This is a genomic window from Mesocryomonas fontinalis, assembly GCF_055730125.2.
This window is the reverse complement of record NZ_JBUZWG020000004.1, coordinates 329,309-347,236: the sequence shown is the minus strand read 5'-3', so window position 1 is coordinate 347,236 and position 17,928 is coordinate 329,309. Positions and strand designations below refer to the sequence as shown.

The window sequence follows — 17,928 nt, the reverse complement described above, 5'->3', positions numbered from 1 at the left end:
ATGAAGCTTCTCGTCACCGGGCGCAGCGGGCAGGTCGCGACCTCGCTCATGGCGCTCGCCGCGCCTGATCTGGAGATCGTCGCACTCGGCCGGCCCGAGCTCGACATCACCGATCGCGCCAGCCTCGACCGCGCGATCGCCGCGCACCGGCCGGACGTCGTGGTCTCCGCCGGCGCCTACACGGCGGTCGACCGGGCGGAGACCGACGTGAACGCGGCCTTCGCCGCAAACCGCGACGGTGCCGGCCATGCCGCGGCCGCGGCCGCTGCTGCCGGGCTGCCGATCATCCACATCTCGACCGACTACGTGTTTCCCGGCGACAAGGCCGAGCCCTATGTCGAGAGCGACGCGACCGGCCCGGTCAGCGTCTACGGCCGCTCCAAGCTCGAGGGGGAGACGGCGGTGCTGGCTGAAAATCCCCACGCGGCGGTCCTGCGCACCGCTTGGGTCTACAGCCCCTATGGCAACAACTTCCTGAAGACCATGCTGAAGCTCGCCGCCACGCGCGACGCGCTGCGGGTGGTTGGCGACCAGCAGGGTACGCCGACCTACGCGCCCGACATCGCCGAGGCGATCGTCGTCGTCGCCCGCCGCATGCTGGCATCGCCTGCGGCCGAGGACTGGCGTGGCGTCTTCCACCTCGTCGCGGCGGGGACGACGAACTGGGCCGATTTCGCCGCCGAGATCTTCCGCCAGTCGGCGGCCCGCGGCGGACCGTCGGCCAGCGTCGAGGCGATCGGCACGGCGGACTATCCGACGCCGGCCCACCGCCCGGCCAATTCCCGCCTCGACACCGCCCGTTTCAACGGCGTCTTCGGCCACCGCCTGCCGTCTTGGCAGGATGGCGTCGGCCGTTGCCTGGCAGCGCTCGACGCCTGACGCCTGACGGGACGATCGCGGCCTCGACGCGATGAGCGGATAACAAGGCGGGGTGCCAGCTTGCTCCCCGCCGCCCGGCAGCCGCCCGCGGCGAAAAAAGCAAGGTAAGCTGGGCGGGCTGTAGGATTGCCTGCCAATGCTGTAGGACTGACCCTAGGGAATGTCGCCGCCGCGCCTTGCGATCGGCGACAGGCTGCGCCGCTGCGTGGCGGGCGCCGACAGGGAAGGCCGACAGGGATGCGATCGCGCTTTCTGATCTTCGACGAGAATGCGCCGATCATCGACGTCTCGCGGCACGCGTTTCCCGATGCGCCGCCGGTGGTGACGGGGCCGAGCTATCTTCTCTGCCCGCATTGCGGCCACGACGAGCGCGACCATGCCGGCCCGCACGAGATGTTCAGCCAGCTGCCGCCGGTGGACGCGAAGCCGCCGATCGTCTCCAGCCTGCATTTCCGCTGCCGCGAGTGCGAGGAGGTGTCGCCGGTCTGGGTGATCCGCCGCGACGGTGCCGTCACCAGCCACATGCGCGACCTCGAGACCGAGGAGGCCTGCATGCCGCTCGATTTCGACGACAGCATGCGCGCCAACCCGCGCGACTGAGTGGGCCGGCCCAGCCCTCCGCCGACGCCCAACGCGCGCCGATGTCGGCGACGCCCCTCGTTCCGGAAAGCCGTCACCCGCATGCGTCTGTCCCTTTGCCTCTCCGCCCTTGCCCTGTTGCTCCTGACGCCGGTCGCCTTGGCCGAGGAGGCGACGCCTGCCTTCGGCGTCCCGATCGCCTGCGATCCGCAGGCGGAGTGCCTGGTCCAGCAGTTTCCCGACATGCAGGCGGGCGCCGGGGCGAGCGATCCGTTCTGCGGCGGGGCGACCTATGACGGCCATGACGGGACCGACATCCGCATCGCCTCGCTGAAGGACATCACCCGCGACGTGCCCGTCGTCGCCATGGCCGCGGGCACGATCCTGCGCGGCCGCGACGGCGAGCCCGACAGACTGTCGGGCGGAGCCGAGGCGGCGGGTACTTTCGGCGGCAAGGAATGCGGCAACGGCCTGGTGATCGACCACGGCAACGGCTGGGAGACGCAGTACTGCCACATGAAGCAAGGCTCGCTCGTCAAGACCGCCGGCCCGGTCGCCGCGGGCGAAACGCTCGGCTTCGTCGGTGCCTCCGGCTGGGCGCAGTTCCCGCATGTCCACGTCACGGTCCGGCACGCCGGTGTCGCGGTCGATCCCTCGACCGGCCGCAAGGTCGGGGCAGGCTGCGTGGCAGCGACGGCGGACCGCCACCCGCTCTGGAGCCCGGCGGCCGCGGCATGGCTCGGCACCGCCACGCACCACATCATCGGTGTCGGGCTGGCCGGCAGCGTCTTTGCCAATGACGGCCTCGTCACGAACGGCCCGCCGCCAGCCCCGACAGCGGCATCGGTCGCGACGGTCGGCTGGGGCTGGTTCGCCAACCTGAAGGGCGGCGACCGGATCCGCCTGCTGATCAATGACCCCGCGGGCGGGGTCTTCGCGGACGCCGTTGGCGAGCCGCTCGCCGGGAATAAGGCGAGCTATTCACAGTTCGCGGGACGCAAGCGCAGCCCCGTGCCGGGCCGCTACCGGATCGAGACGCAGGTGCTGCGGGGAGACGCCGTGGTCGAGGCGCGCACGGTCGATGTCGACGTCGTCCAATAGCTGCCGCAAAAAAAAAGGGCGTCGAGGCGGTCGCCTCCCCCGGTGCACTCTGGGCAGGCGAGGCATGCCTCCCTGAATTGTCGCGAACCTTGCCAGGACGCTTCCGCTAGGTCAGGTTGCAGCATGTCCCCTGCGGCGACCTGTCGAGCGATCCCCCTAACCCGGCAGAACCCGGCAGGCCCCTTCCCGAAGCAGCCAAGGTTTTCCATGATGAAGTCATTCGCTCTCCCCGCCATCCTCCTCGGCCTGCTCGCCGTTCCTGCCGCCGCACAGACGGCAGCGCCGGTGAGCGTTGCTGCCAAGGCCGGGAAGGAAGTGCGCGCCGGCTGGGTCGGGTCGGTCGGGGCCGACTGCAAGCCCAACCCCGCGCCGACGCTGACCCCGTCAAAGCTTGCGGCGCACGGCCAGATCAAGCTGCAGCAGGCGGACGTCAAGACCAACAGCTTCCCGGCCTGCCCCGGCATCACGGTGCCCGCCATCGTCGTGTTCTACACCTCTTCGCCGGGCTTCAAGGGCACTGATGCCTTCACGCTGACGACCGCCGACGGCACCGCCCGCGCCTACAGCGTCACGGTCGACTGAGCGCGCGCCGTCAAGGCCTGTCGAAGCGCCGGAGCGTCCGCGCGCCGCGCCGCAGCCAGGTCGGCATCGCCTGGTAGAGAGCGCGGAGGCCCGGCACCCGAAGGAGGAACCGGATCTTGCGGCCGAGCGGCACGAGGAAGTCGTTCGGCTGGTCCGCCAGCCGGCGCGAGATCGCCCGCAGTTCCGCCAGGTCCATGGCGGACGCCGAGCCCGCCGCGCCTCGCATTGTGGTGACCACGCCGCCATCGGCCTCGGCCAACAGCGAGAACAGCCGCTCCAGCGCGTGCGCGGCGGTACCGTCGACCTGGCCCTGTTCCGGCTCGAACAGATCGTCGAGCGCGGCGCCCGGCAAGGCGGCGAAGGCGTTTTTGCGGAACCAGAACATCGATCCCGCGGCAAAGACCGGCGTGCGCCGGAGCCCCTCGCCATAGGCGAGCCCCAGCCGCTGCGAGATCCGCCGCATCGGCTTGGCATTCTTCTGCATCCAGGGCGCCATCGAGACCAGCATGCCGTCCGGCCCAACGAGCGCAAGGCGCGGATCGGCTTCCATCGTCTGCAGCAGCCGCTCGACCGCCTGAGGGTCCGGCAGCAGCCCCTCGACCAGCATCCTCCCCCAGTCGGCGCCGTCGAGCCGGTGGGTGGACCGCTTGGTGTGCAGCTTCAGGCCGATGGCGTAGTCGAGGTCGGCGCCGCTCGCCTCGAGGAACGGGCGGACGTCGCGGCCGCGGTTCTCGGTCCGCAGGACCCGGTGCGACAGGAGGAACGGCGTCTCGGGAAGGATGAAGCCCGCGGCGTCATCGGAGGTCGTCAGCACGAGGTGGAAGGGCCGCCGTAGGTTGCCGGCGATCCACGGCGCCATCCATTCCCAGACGTCGGTGAAATGGACGTGGACGAAGACGGCGATCGGTGCCGCGGATATTTGAGCCTTGCCGGAGGGTGATCCGGAGGACGCGGGTGCCGCGGGCGAAATTGGGTGCTCTGGCATGCTCATGTCCGATCGAAGCGGGCCGTGAGCCCGTCCGCCAGCGCGCGCAGCAGCCGTCCGGCCAGCGGGGCCTTTCCGTGCGGCGTCCGTGCGACGAAGGCGGCCAGCTGCAGCGGCACGTAGACGAGGGTGCGCAGCTTCCAGCGGGCGGGAATGTGGGCGAGGCGCAGCAAGTGGAACTGGTTGCGCGCATAGCTCTGCATGCGCGCGGTGGACTGGCGGGGAAACCGCAGGCCGCCGACCTCGACGATGCCCTCGCCGACCCGGTGCCGCATGGTGACGCCCGGCACGCACCAGACCGAATAGCCCTTCGACCAGGCGCGGAAGCACCATTCGACGTCGATCGCATCCATCCGGTAGCGGGCCTCGAAGCCGCCGATGGCGCTGAGCGCGGCAAGCGTCGTCAGGCTGCCGGAGGTGATGAGGAAATCGGTCGCGCGGTAGGCGGCGGGGGCGCCGACAACCGGGCGGTCGCGGTAGTGTGGCACCTTGGTCGGCGCCTCCGGATCGGCACCGAGCGCCGGCCCGACTGCCGCCGGGCGGTATCCCCGGGCGTCCAGATCGTCGAAGGCATCGCCGAGGCGCCGGGCCATGTCGGGCGTCGGCGTGCTGTCCTGGTCGAAGAAGAGGATCGCTTGGCAGCCCCGCTGCTCTGCCGCTTCCACCAGACGGTTGAGCCCCGCACCGATGCCGGCATTCGCCTCTGTCTGCAGCAAGGAGAGGCGGCTGTCGGCCCGCAATGCGGCAAGGAGGGACGGCTCGATGGCCTCGCCTGTCGGGCCATCGACATGGACGAGGACGGGCCCGCCGAAACCGGTGGCGACCGCGATGAGGGACTGCAGCAAGGTTTCATTGGGGCGGTAGACCGTGATGGCGATGGCGATGTCTGCGTCGCGAAGCGGCATCCAGTATATCCGTTCATCGGCGCCGCCGAGCGCCGCCTTCGTTCCCCGTCTTACCCCATCATGCCCTCGATCAAGGCTTTCTGACGGGGCAAGCAGACGCCGTGCAGGTCGTAGCGGTCGATCACCGTCTGCCGACCCGCCTTGCGCATCGCGCGGTAGTTCTCGGGCTTCGAGATCGCGTCCACCACGGTATCGGCAATGCCCTCCGGATCGAAGAAGTCGACGAGCAGTCCGTTCTGCCCGTGCCGGATGACCTCCTCGACCGGCTGCGTCTGCGAGCCGATCACCAGACACTCCGTCGCCATCGCCTCCAGCATCGACCAGGACAGGACGAAGGGATAGGTCAGGTAGACGTGCGCATCGGAGACCTGCAGCATCTGCTTGAACACCTCGTAGTCGATTCGGCCGACGAAGTGCACCCGCTTCTCGTCGATCGTGACCTCCTTCAGCGCCCGCGCCTTGTAGCTCTCGCCTTCCGGGAGTTTGGCGCCATAGCTGACCCCGTCGCCGCCGACGATGACGATCTGCGCCGTCGGGTGCTTCTTCAGGATCCGCTCGGCGGCCCGCATGAAGACGTGGAAGCCACGATACGGCTCGAGATTGCGCGCGACGAACGTCACCAGCGGCACCGTGCCGTCAAAGGTGATGCCGTTGAGGGTGACCGAGGGCTTGTCGGCGGCTCTGAGCACCGCGGTGTCGACCCCGTCGTGGATGACCGAGACCTTGGCGGAATAGGCCTCGGGAAACCGGCTCTGCTGCCACCAGGTGGGCGAGATGCCGCGGTCGGTCGCCTCGAGGCAGCTGAGCAGCAGCTGGTTGCGGCTGCGCAGGTGGAACTTCAGCTCGTCGCTCGACGGAAACTCCTTATCGAAGCCGACATCGGCGCCGGTGGCGCTGTAGAAGAACTCGAAATAGCTGAGCAGCGGCACGTCGGGGAAGATGTCCTTGACGAACTGCGTCTCGCCCCAGCCGCAATGGCCGATGATGAGGTCCGGCTTCACGCCGCTGTTCTTCAGCTGCAGCAGGATCCGCGCCACCGCCTGGCCATGCAGGATGCCGTCCTCGATCGTCGTGAGGTAGGGGTGGATGTTGGGCGTCGTCTTGCGGTGCGGCTGGTAGGCGATCAGCTCGATGTTCGGCAGCCGGTTGGGCGTGTTCTTGGTGATGAAGGTGATCTTGTTATGCGGCGCCAGCTCCCGGCAGAGATGCAGGAACTGCCCCGGAAAATTCTGGTGAATGAAGATCAGTCGCTTGTTCTTGATCATGGATCCTGTGGGACACGGACGTCCCTTTTCTTTCACGCCTGTCATGCCGGTCGCGCCTGTCACAGCATATCGCGCGGGCCGGCGTCCTGCATCCTCCGCCGGGCAAGAGAGACCCGCGCCCCGCAGAGGATGCCCTGGCAGCTGGGGTGAGGTGGCCTAGCGCTCGCGGAAAGCCTGGCTCATCGAATGCGTCACCGGCCCGACGAGATATTGCAGGGCGGTGCGCGCCGTGGTCGGGATGATGACCTCCGCCGGCATGCCGGGGTAGAGCTGGAGGTCCTGGGCCGCATGCGACAGCGATGCCGGGTCGATGCGGACCTCGGCGGTGTAGAAGGACGTGCCGTTGTCGAGGGTCACGCGGTCGGCCGAGACCTTGGTGACCTCGCCCCAGACCGACGGCGTGATGCTCTGGTTGTAGGCGGTCAGCTTGACCTCGGCCCGCATCCCCGCCTTTACCTCGGCGATGTCGGTGGTCGGCAGGTTCGCCTCGATGATCATCGGGCTGTTGCTCGGCACGATCTCCATCAGCCGTTCGCCCGGCGAGACGATGCCGCCATTGGTGAACTGGGTGAGGCCGAATACGGTACCGGCGGCGGGCGCCTTGACCTCGACGAGATCGAGCGTCGCCTTGGCCGACTGCAGCCGCGGCAGGATGTTGGCGAGGTCGCCCTGGATGTCGCTGAGGCCCTGGCTGCCTTCGGTCAGGTGATCCTCGAACAGCCGGTTGATCTGCATCTGGGTCTCGCCCTTGGCCTGCTCGGCCTCGGCGATCTGCGCCTTGAGGCTGCCGATCTGGCCGTCGAGGCCGGCGGCGACGCGCTGCAGCTCCAGGACCTTGGTCTTGGTGCCGAAGCCGCGCTCGGCCAGCGACTTGGTGCCGACGAGTTCCTGGGCGATGAGGGAGCTCTGGCTGGCGATCGCGTCGATCTGCGCCTGATAGCCGGAAATGCGGGTGTTCAGCTGGGCCAGCCGCTGCTCCAAAATGCTCGCCTGGTTGCGGATCGCTTGGCGGCGCTTTTCGAAGAGGCTCGTCTGGTCGCTCATCAGGCCGGCGACCGCCGCCTCGTTCTGGCGCTGGGTCAGGGCCGGCGGGAAGGAGACCTCCTGGACGCCAGCGCCTTCCGCCATAAACCGCGAGCGCCGCGCCAGAAGGTTCATGTACTGGTTGTCGTAGACCTCGAAGGCCGAGCGCGCCTGCACGTCGTCCATCCGGACGAGGACGTCGCCCTTCGCCACCGTCTGGCCGTTGCGGACCAGGACCTGCGAAATGATGCCGCCGTCGCGCTGCTTGACGACCTTGCGGTTGTCCTCGACCTTGACGACGCCGGCCGCCATGATCGCGGCGCCAAGCGGGGCGAAGGTCGCCCAGATGCCGAGGCCGACGACGAAGACCCCGACGATGATCGAGCCGATCATGATCGGCCGGCGCATGCCGGTATCGAAATCCTCCGGCGGCTCGTTGACAGCCAATGCCGTCGGCCTTGCCGTCGCGAGGGCGGTGGAAGCTTCCGGCTCTTCGGAGGGCTTTCTGAAAGCTACAACTGACATCGACGCTTCTTTCAACTCGGATGGCGACGAAAAACCCTCGTCGGGTCGGCCTTCAGGACGATGACGCCCCGGCCCCGATCGGGGTGGTGGCGTCGGTAACGCGGGGCGCCGCGGCTTCGCCGGCCGCCGAACCTGCCTGCGGGACCGGCGTCGGCATCAGCTTGGCGAGGACGGCGTCGCGCGGACCGAAGTTCTCGATCACGCCGTCGCGCAGCAGCAGGATCTTGTTGGCGAACTTCAGCGCCGACATGCGGTGCGAGATCACCACGACGGTCGAGCCCATCTTCCGCAGCTCGAGAATGGCCGCGAGGAGGGCATTCTCGCCATCGGAGTCGAGGCTGGCGTTCGGCTCGTCCAGCACCACGAAGGAGGGCTTGTCGTAGAGCGCCCGGGCGAGCGCGACGCGCTGGCGCTGGCCGACCGACAGCATGGCCCCGCCGTCGCCGAGTTCGGTGTCGTAGCCGTCGGGCAGGCGCAGGATCATGTCGTGGATGCCGGCCATGCCCGCGGCTTCCAGCACTTTGGCATCATCGGGTGTCGCGACGAAGCGGCTGATGTTGTCGCGCACCGTGCCGGAGAACAGCTCGACGTCCTGCGGCAGATAGCCGACATGGCGGCCGATGTGGTTGCGGCCCCAGGAGTGCATCTCGGCACCGTCGAGGCGCACTGCGCCGGCGGTCGGCTGCGAGACGCCGATCAGCAGCCGGGCGAGCGACGACTTGCCGGCGCCCGAGGGACCGATCAGGCCGAGGCAGTCGCCGGGCTCCAGCGCGAAGTTGAGGCTCTTCAACAGCGCCTTCTGCGTGCCGGGGAAGGCGTAGACGACCTGCTCGACCGAGAGCCGGCCGACCGGACGCGGCAGTTCCATGCCGGTCTCGCGGGCCGGAAACTCGTTCAGCAGGGCGTTCAGACGGCTGAAGGCCTGGCGGGTCTGGATAATCGCCTGCCAGGAGCCGACGGCCCGCTCGACCGGCGCCAGCGCCTTGCCCATCAGCATCATCGAGCCGAACATCACGCCGGGGCCGGTGAGGCCGTCGATCACCAGCAGCGCGCCGCCGCCGAGGATGGCGATCTGCAGGAACATCCGCAGGAAGCGGATCGCCGCCGACACCGTGCCGCCGCGCTCGGACGCGGTTTCCTGCGCCTGCAGCATGGCGAGGCGGTCTCCGTTCCAGCGCTTGGCGAGGCCCGGCAGCATGCCCATGGCGTGGATGACTTCGGCGTTGCGCAGGCCGGAATCGGTGGCGCTGTAGGAGCGCTGGCCGGCGATGTTGGCCTCGCGCATGGCCGGGCGGGTGACATATTCGTTGAGCGCGGCAAGGCCGAGCAGCAGGAAGGCGCCGACGGTCGACAGCAGGCCGAGCCGCCAGTCGACGATCCAGATGACGGCGAGGAATATCGGCGCCCAGGGTGCATCGAGCACGGCGTTGGTGACGCTGCCGGCGAGGCCCTGCCGAAACGTGTCGAGATCGCGCAGCACGTGGCTGCGCACCGGGCGGCCGGCCCTGAGGCCCGCGGCGACCACGGCATCGAGCAGCCGCGGCGCCAGCCGGCGGTCGATCATCGTCCCGATCTTGATCAGGATGCGGCCGCGCAGCTCTTCCAGCGCGCTCATCACGATGAAGGCGCTCGTCGCGGCGATGGTCAGATAGAGGAGGGTCGGCACCGAGCCGGAGACCACGACACGGGAATAGACCTGCATCATGTAAAGCGGCATCGCCAAGAACAGAATGTTCGAGCCGAACGAGAAGATGGCGGCAAACGTCAGCGGTCGGGCCGATGCCTTGAGGGCAGACTTCAGTTCCGGGGCGAGCGGAGGTTTGGCCGACTGCGGTGCATGTGAGCTCATAGCCTGCCTTATACTGTCCGCTCGACGCGCGGCCGATGGCAAGCCGCAACTCTACGGCGATTTACACGGCGGTAAAGGAGTTTGTCGAGCCTCTTCATTTCCGGAATAGGACGCCAGCCGCGTATTTTCCGTAGAGGAAGGTATTGCAGCCACACAAGGCGGCGAATGCCGGCACGCGCGGATGGCCTGCCTCACCGAGTGCCGGCTGCGTCGAAGGACCGCGCCCGAACCGGCAAGCCGCGCTCTGGTGCGCTGTCCGGCCCGGGGAGAGCCGTCACGCGGTCGCTGTTTCCGGCCGGAGAGTTCCGCCGGCTGTCCATCCCGGAAGCCTGCTGGGGAAATGCCGAGGGCACCAGCCTGTACGGCGCGACCGTGGGAAGGCGGTACAGCTGGCGCCCTCGGACCCGCGCATCTCGGCAGTTATGCCGCGTGTCGCGGCCGGCCCCGGTCTCCCCCGTCGCACGGCTGCGAAGGCCAGGGCGACGGGGGGCGGGATGCCGCGCGCTCAGCTGGCGTCGACGTATTTCCGCCAGTCGTGCTCTTCGCGAAAGCCCAGCACGTCGCGGATCTTGCGGTTCGAGAGCGGCGCCTCGAAGCCGTCGAGCGGACGGCTCAGCTTGATGTTCGGCACGTGCTTGGCGAGAAAGTCGGCGGTCGGCTCGCGGGCGGTGATGGTATCGTTGACGGCATTGAACACCTGGAAGCCGAGCCCGTCCTTTTCGATGCAGAGATCGACGATCTGGCCGAGGTCGCGGGCGTCGATGTAGCTCCAGGCATTGCGCTTGCGCGACATCGGGTCGGCGAGGAACTTTGGAAACATGTCGTATTCGTGCGGCTCGATGACGTTGCCGATGCGCAGGGCATAGATGTCGGCGCCAGAGCGCATGGCGAAGGCGCGCGCCGTCTTCTCGTTCAGGACTTTCGAGAGGCCGTAGCTGTCCATCGGGTCGCTGTCGTAATCCTCCTCCAGCGGCAGCGAATGGAAGTCCTTGTCGCCGTCGGCGAAGCAGACGCCGTAGGTGGTCTCGCTGGAAGCGATGATGATCTTCTTGATGCCGAGCTTCACCGCCGCCTCGATGACGTTGTAGGTGCCGATCGTGTTGATCGCGAAGGTCTCGTTGTCCGGCCGGATCTGGACGCGCGGCACGGCGGCGAAGTGCACGACGGCGTCGATCTCAGCCGGGCCCTTGCCGGTCTCGTAGTCGCCGAGGTCGAAATGGCTGGAGAGCGCGTTGAACATCTGCCCGCTGTCGGAGATGTCGGCGATCAGCGTGTTCACGCCGGGATGCGGCAGCGGCAAAAGGTCGACGTTGAGGACGGTGTGGCCGCGCTGGGTGAGGTAGGGCACGACATGGCGCCCGGCCTTGCCGGTGCCGCCGGTGAAGACGATGCGCTTGCTCATGATGTTCTCCAGGAATGCGAAGGCGGCCGCCTTGCGGGCGACCGCATATAAGGGGGTGCCGGCCGGGTGCTACTGGCTCTGGCGAAAATTGCGGATGCGGTCGAACAGCACGGCAAGGAGGATCGCGCCGCCGATGAAGACGCCTTGCCAGAACGCGTTGATGCCGAGCAGCCCGAGACTGTTGCGGATCACCTCGATCAGCGCGGCGCCGATGATGGCGCCGAGCGCCGTGCCGATGCCGCCGGCAAGGTTCGCCCCGCCGATGACCGCGGCAGCGATCACCTGCAGCTCCATGCCAGAGCCGATGTTCGTCGTGACAGCGCCAAGCCAGCCGGTCTGGATGATGCCGGCGATCCCCGCCATCACCGCCGAGATCATGTAGACCGCGACCTTGATCGGCTTCACCGGAATGCCGGTGAGGGTCGCCGCGTGCTCGTTGCCGCCGATCGCGAAGACATGCCGGCCAAAGCTTGTCCAGCGCAGCACGAAGCCCATCACGAGTCCGAGCACCACCATGTAGACGACGGGGTTGGCGATGCCGAACAGCCAGGCGCCGCCGCCGAGCGCCAGAAGCTGCTGGTGGTCCGGGCCGAACTCGAACACCACGGTGTTGTTGGAGGCGACCATCGCAAGGCTGCGGGCGATCGACAGCATGCCGAGCGTCACCACGAAGGGCGGATAGTCGAGATAGGCGATGAGGATGCCGTTGAACGCGCCGACCACCAGCGCCGTGCCGATGGCCGCGGCGATGCCGACCTCGATCGAGTAGCCGGCGTGCATGGTGACGGCGAGCACCATGCTGGTGAGGCAGAGCACCGAGCCGACCGACAGGTCGATGCCGCCGGAGATGATCACCAGCGTCATGCCGAGCGCGATGATCGCGACGAAGGTGACGTTGCGGGTGATGTTGTAGAGGTTCTTCGACGTCGCGAAGGAATCGGTCGCGACCGACAGGAAGAGGCACGCGAGGATCACCGCGACGAAGACCCAGAAGGTCTGGCTCGCGAACTGCTGGGAGAGCCAGCTTTTCGGCTTCTGCTCGAGGGGTTGGTCCAGCGTCAATGCCATGGTCGACCTGTCGTATTGCCGGAAGGAAGGGGCCCGCAGGACGCTGCAAGACGGGAAGGTCGCGGGGGCGGGAAAGGTTTTGCGGCCATGGTTCAGGCCGTCTCGATCGCGCCGGTGATAAGGCCGGTGACCTCCTCGGGCGAACTGGCGGCCGTCGTCTTGTCGGCGACCTTGCGGCCGCGGCGCATGACGATGACGCGGTCGGCGACATCGAAGACGTCGGGCATGCGGTGGCTGATGAGGACGACGGTGATGCCCTGGTCGCGAAGGCGGCGGATGAGGTTCAGCACCTCGGCGATCTGGCGGACGGAGATCGCCGCGGTCGGCTCGTCCATCAGCACGATCTTGGCGTCCGACAGCCGCGTGCGGCCGATCGCCACCGCCTGGCGCTGGCCACCGGACATCTTGCGAACGAGGTCGCGCGGCCGGGTCTCGGATTTAAGCTCGGCGAAGATCTGCGCCGAGCGCTTGTACATCGCGGCATAGTCGAGGATCTTGAACGGCCCGACGCCGCGCTTCAGCTCGCGGCCGAGGAAGACGTTCGCCGCCGCCGTCAAATTGTTGCAGAGCGCCAGGTCCTGGTGGACGATCTCGATGCCGTGCTGGCGCGCCTCGACCGGCTTGTTCATGACGAGTTCGGTATCGTTCATCTTCAAGCTGCCATGCGTCGGCCGGAAGTTGCCGGCGATCATCTTGACCAGCGTCGACTTGCCGGCGCCGTTGTCGCCCATCAGGCCGACCACCTCGCCGGGCTGCAGCGTGAACGACACGTCGTTCACCGCGTGGATGGCGCCGAAATGCTTCGACACGTTGATGAGCTGTAGTACCGACACGTGCCGCTTTCCTCCCGTGCAGGATGCGCGGCGCCGGCTTCGATCTCCGCCGAAGGCTCTGGCCGCATCCCCGCAGGCGGGGGGCATCGTGCGGATGCCATACCGCACAGTCTGCGTCCGGCCGTCAACCATCAGCCAAGCAAATATAACCAAGTTTTCGCAGCGCAGATTGACGCTGCTTCACGCTCTCGATTACATGATCGCCAAGGGATGGGGTCGCTCTATTGTTGCACTGCGCTGGCATTGAGCGGTTGCAGCAATACTGAGGGCGTATTCCATTGATAACGTTCGGGCCAGCGAGGGGCAGTCGATGTTCGGCGGCCACGTCGCCGTCCCCTCTGCTCATGCCGGTCCTTCGGGAAAGCCGGTTTCATGGCGGATCGCCCGGCAACAGGGCGGCGGCCACCATCGCACAGCCAGGTCCAGAAGGGCCGGCGGGGCATCTCGGGAGGAAACACCATGCGCAAACTCACTCTGCTGCTGGCCGCGGCCACCATGGCGCTGGCGGGCGCCGGGCCGGCTCTGGCCAAGAAGCAGCTGGTGATCGTCGTGAAGGGCCTCGACAACCCCTTCTTCGAGGCGATCAACCAGGGCTGCCAGAAGTGGAACAGCGAGAACGCCAGTTCCGAGTATGAATGCTTCTACACCGGGCCGGCCTCGACCTCCGACGAGGTCGGCGAGGCGCAGATCATCCAGGACATGCTGGGCAAGGCCGATACGGTGGCGATGGCGATCTCGCCGTCCAACGCCAAGCTGATCGCCCAGACGCTGAAGACCGCCGCGCCGACCATCCCAGTGATGACGCTCGACGCCGACCTCTCCGCCGACGATGCCGGATTGCGCAAGACCTATCTCGGCACCGACAACTACCTCCTCGGCTTCAAGCTCGGCGAGTACATCAAGAAGGCGAAGCCGAAAGGCGGCAAGATCTGCTCGATCCAGGGCAATCCCGGCGCCGACAACATCCTGCGCCGGGCACAGGGCACGCGCGACGCGCTGACCGGGCAGAAGGGCATCGCCGCGCTCGCCGGCGAGGCCGGCTGGACCGAGGTCTCGGGCTGCCCGGTCTTCACCAATGACGACGGCGCCCGCGGCGTTCAGGCGATGACCGACATCCTCGCCGCCAATCCCGATCTCGACGCCTTCGCCATCGAGGGCGGCTGGCCACTGTTCGGGGCGCCGCAGCCCTACCGCGATCTCGTCAAGCCGTTGGCCGAGCGGATCGCCAGCGGCGACTTCGTGATCGCCGCCGCCGACACGATCGGCGACGAGGTGGCGATCGCCAAGGAAGGCCTCGTCACCGCGCTCGTCGGCCAGCGGCCGTTCGAGATGGGCTACAAGGCTCCCGGCGTCATGATCGACCTGATCGAGGGCAAGCCCGTCGCAGACCCGGTCTTCACCGGCCTCGACGAGTGCACCCGGGAAACCGTCGACACCTGCATCCAGAAATAACGCCGCATCCAGAAATAACACCGGCGACGGGGAGCCATTTCAGTTCTTCCCCGTTGTCGCGCGTCTCGTGCAATCGGGCCGGCCTGTCTCCATGGGTCGGCCCGATGTCATTCTCCCGTCGCTTTCGGAAGGCACAAGGCCGGCACTGTCACGGAACTCGATACCATGCGTCACGTCCTTCTCCTCGCCCCCCGGCATCGCCGCGGCTACACCGATTCGGCGATCCTCGATGCGAAAGCACGCGGCGACATGCCGACTGCCGCGCGGGGCGCCACGGACGAGGCCTACCTCGCATCGTCGATGGGATGGCTCGGCCGGGTCGAGGCAATCGCCGTCTATGACGACCTGCCGCTGACCGCGACGATGCGCGAGATCATCGCCGAGGCCGAAACCCGGGGCCTCGAAGTCGAGCACCGGCATCTGCCGCTGGAGCGGCTGAGCGTCATCGACCGCATGGCGATCGCCGCCTGAGCACGCCGCAGGGGCGCGCAGGCCGTTTCGGGTGGCGCTGCTGAGCCTCGTAAAGCCCATAGTCTCTCACGCCTTATAGTCTCTCACCCCCAACGAGAGACGGCGCCACTTCCAGCGGCGCCGTCTTTTTGTCGGAACAACTCGCCTTGCGGCGGTCGTCAGGCCGCGTCGGCCCGTCGTGGCAGGCGCCAGTTCGGCCGGATGAAGTGGCAGGTGTAGCCGTTCGGAATGCGCTCGAGGTAGTCCTGGTGCTCCGGCTCGGCGAGCCAGAAATCACCCACCGGCGAAAGCTCGGTCACCACCTTTCCGGGCCACAGGCCGGACGCGTCGACATCGGCGATGGTGTCTTCGGCCACGGCCCTCTGCTCCGGGCTCGCATAGAAGATCGCCGAGCGGTAGCCGGGGCCGCGGTCGTTGCCCTGGCGGTTCGGCGTCGACGGGTCGTGGATCTGGAAGAAGAATTCCAGCAGCTGGCGGTAGCTCATCACCGACGGCTCGAAATTGATCTCGATCGCCTCGGCATGGGTGCCGTGGTTGCGGTAGGTGGCGTTCTTGACGTCGCCGCCGGAATAGCCGACGCGGGTCGAGACGACGCCCGGCATCTTGCGGATCAGATCCTGCATTCCCCAGAAGCAGCCCCCTGCCAGAACGGCGCGTTCGGTGGTCATCGGATGTCTCCTATCGGATTGGTTCCCTGGACCCTTGAGATAGGAAGTTTCCGCTTCGTTTCCAGCCGGTTCGCCGGCTGTTCCTGGCTTCAAGGCGCAGCGGGAACGAAAGCCGTGCCGCGACGCATCCGCCGGAAATACAGCGCTGCGGCACCCCCGATGCGGCCATGGGTTGGCGGGCGGCACTCGGCGAAATCGGGCCGCGCAGCCCGGCCCCCGCTGACCATCGCGCCGGCGCCTCCTATATCCAGGGGATGAGAGCGTCGATGCAATTTGTGGGAGAGGCTGAATGACGGCCCTGATACCGTTCGACAACAGCTATGCCCGCCTGCCCGAGAACTTCTATGCCCGGGTGCTGCCGACGCCGCCGACAACGCCGCGGCTGATCAAGCTGAACCGGGACCTCGCCGTCCAGCTCGGCCTCGACCCGGATGCCCTGGAAACGCCGGAGGGCGCCGAGATCCTCGCGGGCAAGCGGATCCCGCTCGGCGCCGAGCCGATCGCGCTCGCCTATGCCGGCCACCAGTTCGGCAGTTTCACGCCGCAGCTCGGCGATGGGCGGGCCATTCTTCTCGGCGAAGTCGTCGACCGCGATGGTGGTCGCCGCGACATCCAGCTGAAGGGATCGGGTCCGACGCCCTTCTCCCGCCGTGGCGACGGGCGGGCGGCGCTCGGGCCGGTGCTGCGCGAATATGCCGTCAGCGAGGCGATGGCGGCGCTCGGCATCGCGACGACGCGCGCGCTCGCGGTGACGACGACCGGCGACAGCGTCATCCGCGAGACCGACCTGCCGGGCGCCGTGCTGGCGCGGGTGGCGGCGAGCCACATCCGCATCGGCACCTTCCAGTTCTTCGCCGCGCAAGGCGACGGGGCGGCCTTGAAGCATCTCGCCGACCACGCCATCGCCCGGCACTATCCCGACGCGGCGCTCGCCGAATTCCCCTATCGCGCATTGCTCGACGGCGTGATCGGGCGCCAGGCGGATCTGGTGGCGCGCTGGATGCTGGTCGGCTTCATCCACGGGGTGATGAACACCGACAACATGTCGATCTCCGGCGAGACCATCGATTACGGCCCTTGCGCCTTCATGGACGCCTATGACCCGGCTGCCGTCTTCTCGTCGATCGACCATTATGGCCGCTACGCTTTCTCCAACCAGCCCGGCATCGCCCAGTGGAACCTGACGCGGCTCGCCGAATGCCTGCTGCCGCTGTTGGCCGAGGACGAAGCGGCGGCGATCGAGATCGCGCAGGCGTCGCTGGCAGGCTTTGCCGACCTCTTCCACGCCGCCTATCTCGGCGGCCTCCGCCAGAAGCTCGGGCTGACCACGGCGCGGGAAGGGGACGACGCGCTGGCGCAGGACCTGCTCGGCCGGATGGCGACGGGCAAGGCGGATCACACCTTGACCTTCCGGCGCCTCGCCGATGCCGCCGCCGATCCCGCAGCGGACGGCGCCGTTCGCGTGCTGTTCGCGGCGCCCGAGGCGTTCGACGAATGGGCGGTCCGCTGGCGCGCGCGGCTGGCCGAGGAGGGCGGCGATCCGCAAGGACGGCGGACCGCGATGCGGGGCGTCAGCCCGGCGATCATTCCGCGCAATGCCGAGGTCGAGAAGATGATCGCGGCAGCGATCGGCGCCGGGGATTTCGCGCCGTTCGAGCGCCTCGTCGCGGCGCTGGCGGAACCTTATGCCGATCGGCCGGAATTTGCGGATTATGCCAATGTCCCGGTGCCGGGCGAGCGGCCGTACCAGACCTTCTGCGGCACCTGAGCGTTCCCGCAGGCCGCGCGGGCGGCGAGATCCGCGCGGCTTTCTCCCGTCCGACACTGGATCATGACAGAAGGCTGCCCCATGCTTTCGGCATGGGAATTGAAATTGAGCGTAAGTTTCTTGTCCGAGACGACAGCTGGCAGACCGTTTCCGGCAGCGACAGCGTCTCGATCCGGCAGTTCTATCTCGGCCGCCGCGATGCCTTTTCCGTCCGCGTCCGCATCGTCGACGGGCGCGACGCCTTCCTCACCATCAAGACCGGCAATGGTTTTGCGCGCGGCGAGTTCGAGTATCCGATCCCCTTGGCCGATGCGCTCGACCTCGAGCCCGCGCGCGTCGGCATCACCATCGCCAAGCGCCGGTACCGGCTGCCGCATGGCGACCATCTCATCGAGATCGACGTCTTCGAAGGAGAGCTTGCGCCGCTGATCGTCGCCGAGATCGAGCTCGAGACGGAAACCGATGTCGTCGTGCTCCCGGCATTTCTCGGCCGCGAAGTCACCGGCGATCCCGCCTTCTCCAATGTCCGGCTGGCGACGGCCGGCATCCCGGACGCCGCCACGAAGCTTTAGC

General features: G+C 67.7%; 17 protein-coding genes. 8 read left to right on the top strand and 9 right to left on the bottom strand.

Annotated elements, in window-relative coordinates:
* From rfbD to ACZL02_RS12525, 4 genes are all read left to right on the top strand, one after another.
* A complete protein-coding gene (gene rfbD / locus ACZL02_RS12540; RefSeq protein ID WP_472939931.1) occupies window positions 1–879 on the top strand; it encodes a dTDP-4-dehydrorhamnose reductase in 879 nt (292 codons plus the stop codon).
* Between the two features lie 237 nt (window positions 880–1,116).
* Window positions 1,117–1,479, top strand: a complete 363-nt coding sequence (locus ACZL02_RS12535) for a hypothetical protein (protein ID WP_472939930.1) — start codon at window positions 1,117–1,119, stop codon at window positions 1,477–1,479.
* 81 nt (window positions 1,480–1,560) lie between these two features.
* Entirely contained in the window at window positions 1,561–2,559 is a 999-nt protein-coding gene (locus ACZL02_RS12530; RefSeq protein WP_472939929.1) for a M23 family metallopeptidase, read from the top strand.
* A 210-nt stretch (window positions 2,560–2,769) separates the two neighbouring features.
* Window positions 2,770–3,141 (top strand): hypothetical protein, encoded by a 372-nt coding sequence (locus ACZL02_RS12525; protein WP_472939928.1) that lies wholly within the window; start codon window positions 2,770–2,772, stop codon window positions 3,139–3,141.
* A gap of 10 nt (window positions 3,142–3,151) precedes the next feature.
* Here ACZL02_RS12525 and ACZL02_RS12520 read toward each other — a convergent pair whose 3' ends face one another.
* The 8 genes from ACZL02_RS12520 to ACZL02_RS12485 all read right to left on the bottom strand — a co-directional run bounded on the left by ACZL02_RS12520 (window position 3,152) and on the right by ACZL02_RS12485 (window position 12,996).
* Window positions 3,152–4,126 carry a rhamnan synthesis F family protein gene (locus ACZL02_RS12520; protein ID WP_472939927.1) on the bottom strand — a complete coding sequence of 325 codons (975 nt, stop codon included), beginning with the start codon at window positions 4,124–4,126 and terminating at the stop codon, window positions 3,152–3,154.
* Window positions 4,127–4,128: 2 nt separating this feature from the next.
* Window positions 4,129–5,031, bottom strand: a complete 903-nt coding sequence (locus ACZL02_RS12515) for a glycosyltransferase family protein (protein ID WP_472939926.1) — start codon at window positions 5,029–5,031, stop codon at window positions 4,129–4,131.
* 50 nt (window positions 5,032–5,081) lie between these two features.
* The gene (locus ACZL02_RS12510; protein WP_472939925.1) at window positions 5,082–6,296 is read right to left on the bottom strand and encodes a glycosyltransferase family 4 protein; all 1,215 of its coding nucleotides are present in this window, start codon (window positions 6,294–6,296) and stop codon (window positions 5,082–5,084) included.
* A 156-nt stretch (window positions 6,297–6,452) separates the two neighbouring features.
* A complete protein-coding gene (locus tag ACZL02_RS12505) occupies window positions 6,453–7,844 on the bottom strand; it encodes an HlyD family type I secretion periplasmic adaptor subunit (RefSeq protein ID WP_472939924.1) in 1,392 nt (463 codons plus the stop codon).
* Between the two features lie 52 nt (window positions 7,845–7,896).
* Window positions 7,897–9,693, bottom strand: a complete 1,797-nt coding sequence (locus ACZL02_RS12500; protein WP_472939923.1) for a type I secretion system permease/ATPase — start codon at window positions 9,691–9,693, stop codon at window positions 7,897–7,899.
* Window positions 9,694–10,198: 505 nt separating this feature from the next.
* A complete protein-coding gene (locus ACZL02_RS12495) occupies window positions 10,199–11,095 on the bottom strand; it encodes an NAD-dependent epimerase/dehydratase family protein (RefSeq protein WP_472939922.1) in 897 nt (298 codons plus the stop codon).
* A 69-nt stretch (window positions 11,096–11,164) separates the two neighbouring features.
* On the bottom strand, window positions 11,165–12,163 hold the full coding sequence (locus tag ACZL02_RS12490; RefSeq protein WP_472939921.1) for an ABC transporter permease: 999 nt from the start codon (window positions 12,161–12,163) through the stop codon (window positions 11,165–11,167).
* Between the two features lie 92 nt (window positions 12,164–12,255).
* Window positions 12,256–12,996 carry an ATP-binding cassette domain-containing protein gene (locus tag ACZL02_RS12485; protein WP_472939920.1) on the bottom strand — a complete coding sequence of 247 codons (741 nt, stop codon included), beginning with the start codon at window positions 12,994–12,996 and terminating at the stop codon, window positions 12,256–12,258.
* A gap of 459 nt (window positions 12,997–13,455) precedes the next feature.
* Here ACZL02_RS12485 and ACZL02_RS12480 point away from each other — a divergent pair, with 459 nt between their 5' ends.
* Both ACZL02_RS12480 and ACZL02_RS12475 read left to right on the top strand, forming a co-directional pair.
* Entirely contained in the window at window positions 13,456–14,448 is a 993-nt protein-coding gene (locus ACZL02_RS12480; RefSeq protein ID WP_472939919.1) for a sugar-binding protein, read from the top strand.
* 165 nt (window positions 14,449–14,613) lie between these two features.
* Complete coding sequence (locus ACZL02_RS12475) at window positions 14,614–14,919, top strand: hypothetical protein (protein ID WP_472939918.1); 306 nt, start codon at window positions 14,614–14,616, stop codon at window positions 14,917–14,919.
* A gap of 158 nt (window positions 14,920–15,077) precedes the next feature.
* Here ACZL02_RS12475 and msrA read toward each other — a convergent pair whose 3' ends face one another.
* The gene (gene msrA, locus ACZL02_RS12470) at window positions 15,078–15,587 is read right to left on the bottom strand and encodes a peptide-methionine (S)-S-oxide reductase MsrA (protein ID WP_472939917.1); all 510 of its coding nucleotides are present in this window, start codon (window positions 15,585–15,587) and stop codon (window positions 15,078–15,080) included.
* Window positions 15,588–15,876: 289 nt separating this feature from the next.
* Here msrA and ACZL02_RS12465 point away from each other — a divergent pair, with 289 nt between their 5' ends.
* Window positions 15,877–17,355, top strand: a complete 1,479-nt coding sequence (locus tag ACZL02_RS12465; protein WP_472939916.1) for a protein adenylyltransferase SelO — start codon at window positions 15,877–15,879, stop codon at window positions 17,353–17,355.
* A 92-nt stretch (window positions 17,356–17,447) separates the two neighbouring features.
* A complete protein-coding gene (locus tag ACZL02_RS12460; protein ID WP_472939915.1) occupies window positions 17,448–17,927 on the top strand; it encodes a CYTH domain-containing protein in 480 nt (159 codons plus the stop codon).
* Window position 17,928: the final 1 nt, after the last annotated feature.

What these genes read in the sequence shown, in the direction of transcription:
- ACZL02_RS12525 (WP_472939928.1), top strand. Translation starts at nt 2,770, where the DNA reads ATGAAGTCATTCGCTCTCCCCGCCATCCTCCTCGGCCTGCTCGCCGTT.
- ACZL02_RS12495 (WP_472939922.1), bottom strand. Translation starts at nt 11,095, where the DNA reads ATGAGCAAGCGCATCGTCTTCACCGGCGGCACCGGCAAGGCCGGGCGC.
- ACZL02_RS12460 (WP_472939915.1), top strand. Translation starts at nt 17,448, where the DNA reads ATGGGAATTGAAATTGAGCGTAAGTTTCTTGTCCGAGACGACAGCTGG.
- ACZL02_RS12500 (WP_472939923.1), bottom strand. Translation starts at nt 9,693, where the DNA reads ATGAGCTCACATGCACCGCAGTCGGCCAAACCTCCGCTCGCCCCGGAA.
- ACZL02_RS12490 (WP_472939921.1), bottom strand. Translation starts at nt 12,163, where the DNA reads ATGGCATTGACGCTGGACCAACCCCTCGAGCAGAAGCCGAAAAGCTGG.
- ACZL02_RS12510 (WP_472939925.1), bottom strand. Translation starts at nt 6,296, where the DNA reads ATGATCAAGAACAAGCGACTGATCTTCATTCACCAGAATTTTCCGGGG.
- ACZL02_RS12465 (WP_472939916.1), top strand. Translation starts at nt 15,877, where the DNA reads ATGACGGCCCTGATACCGTTCGACAACAGCTATGCCCGCCTGCCCGAG.
- ACZL02_RS12535 (WP_472939930.1), top strand. Translation starts at nt 1,117, where the DNA reads ATGCGATCGCGCTTTCTGATCTTCGACGAGAATGCGCCGATCATCGAC.
- ACZL02_RS12530 (WP_472939929.1), top strand. Translation starts at nt 1,561, where the DNA reads ATGCGTCTGTCCCTTTGCCTCTCCGCCCTTGCCCTGTTGCTCCTGACG.
- msrA (WP_472939917.1), bottom strand. Translation starts at nt 15,587, where the DNA reads ATGACCACCGAACGCGCCGTTCTGGCAGGGGGCTGCTTCTGGGGAATG.
- ACZL02_RS12505 (WP_472939924.1), bottom strand. Translation starts at nt 7,844, where the DNA reads ATGTCAGTTGTAGCTTTCAGAAAGCCCTCCGAAGAGCCGGAAGCTTCC.
- ACZL02_RS12520 (WP_472939927.1), bottom strand. Translation starts at nt 4,126, where the DNA reads ATGCCAGAGCACCCAATTTCGCCCGCGGCACCCGCGTCCTCCGGATCA.
- ACZL02_RS12475 (WP_472939918.1), top strand. Translation starts at nt 14,614, where the DNA reads ATGCGTCACGTCCTTCTCCTCGCCCCCCGGCATCGCCGCGGCTACACC.
- rfbD (WP_472939931.1), top strand. Translation starts at nt 1, where the DNA reads ATGAAGCTTCTCGTCACCGGGCGCAGCGGGCAGGTCGCGACCTCGCTC.
- ACZL02_RS12515 (WP_472939926.1), bottom strand. Translation starts at nt 5,031, where the DNA reads ATGCCGCTTCGCGACGCAGACATCGCCATCGCCATCACGGTCTACCGC.
- ACZL02_RS12480 (WP_472939919.1), top strand. Translation starts at nt 13,456, where the DNA reads ATGCGCAAACTCACTCTGCTGCTGGCCGCGGCCACCATGGCGCTGGCG.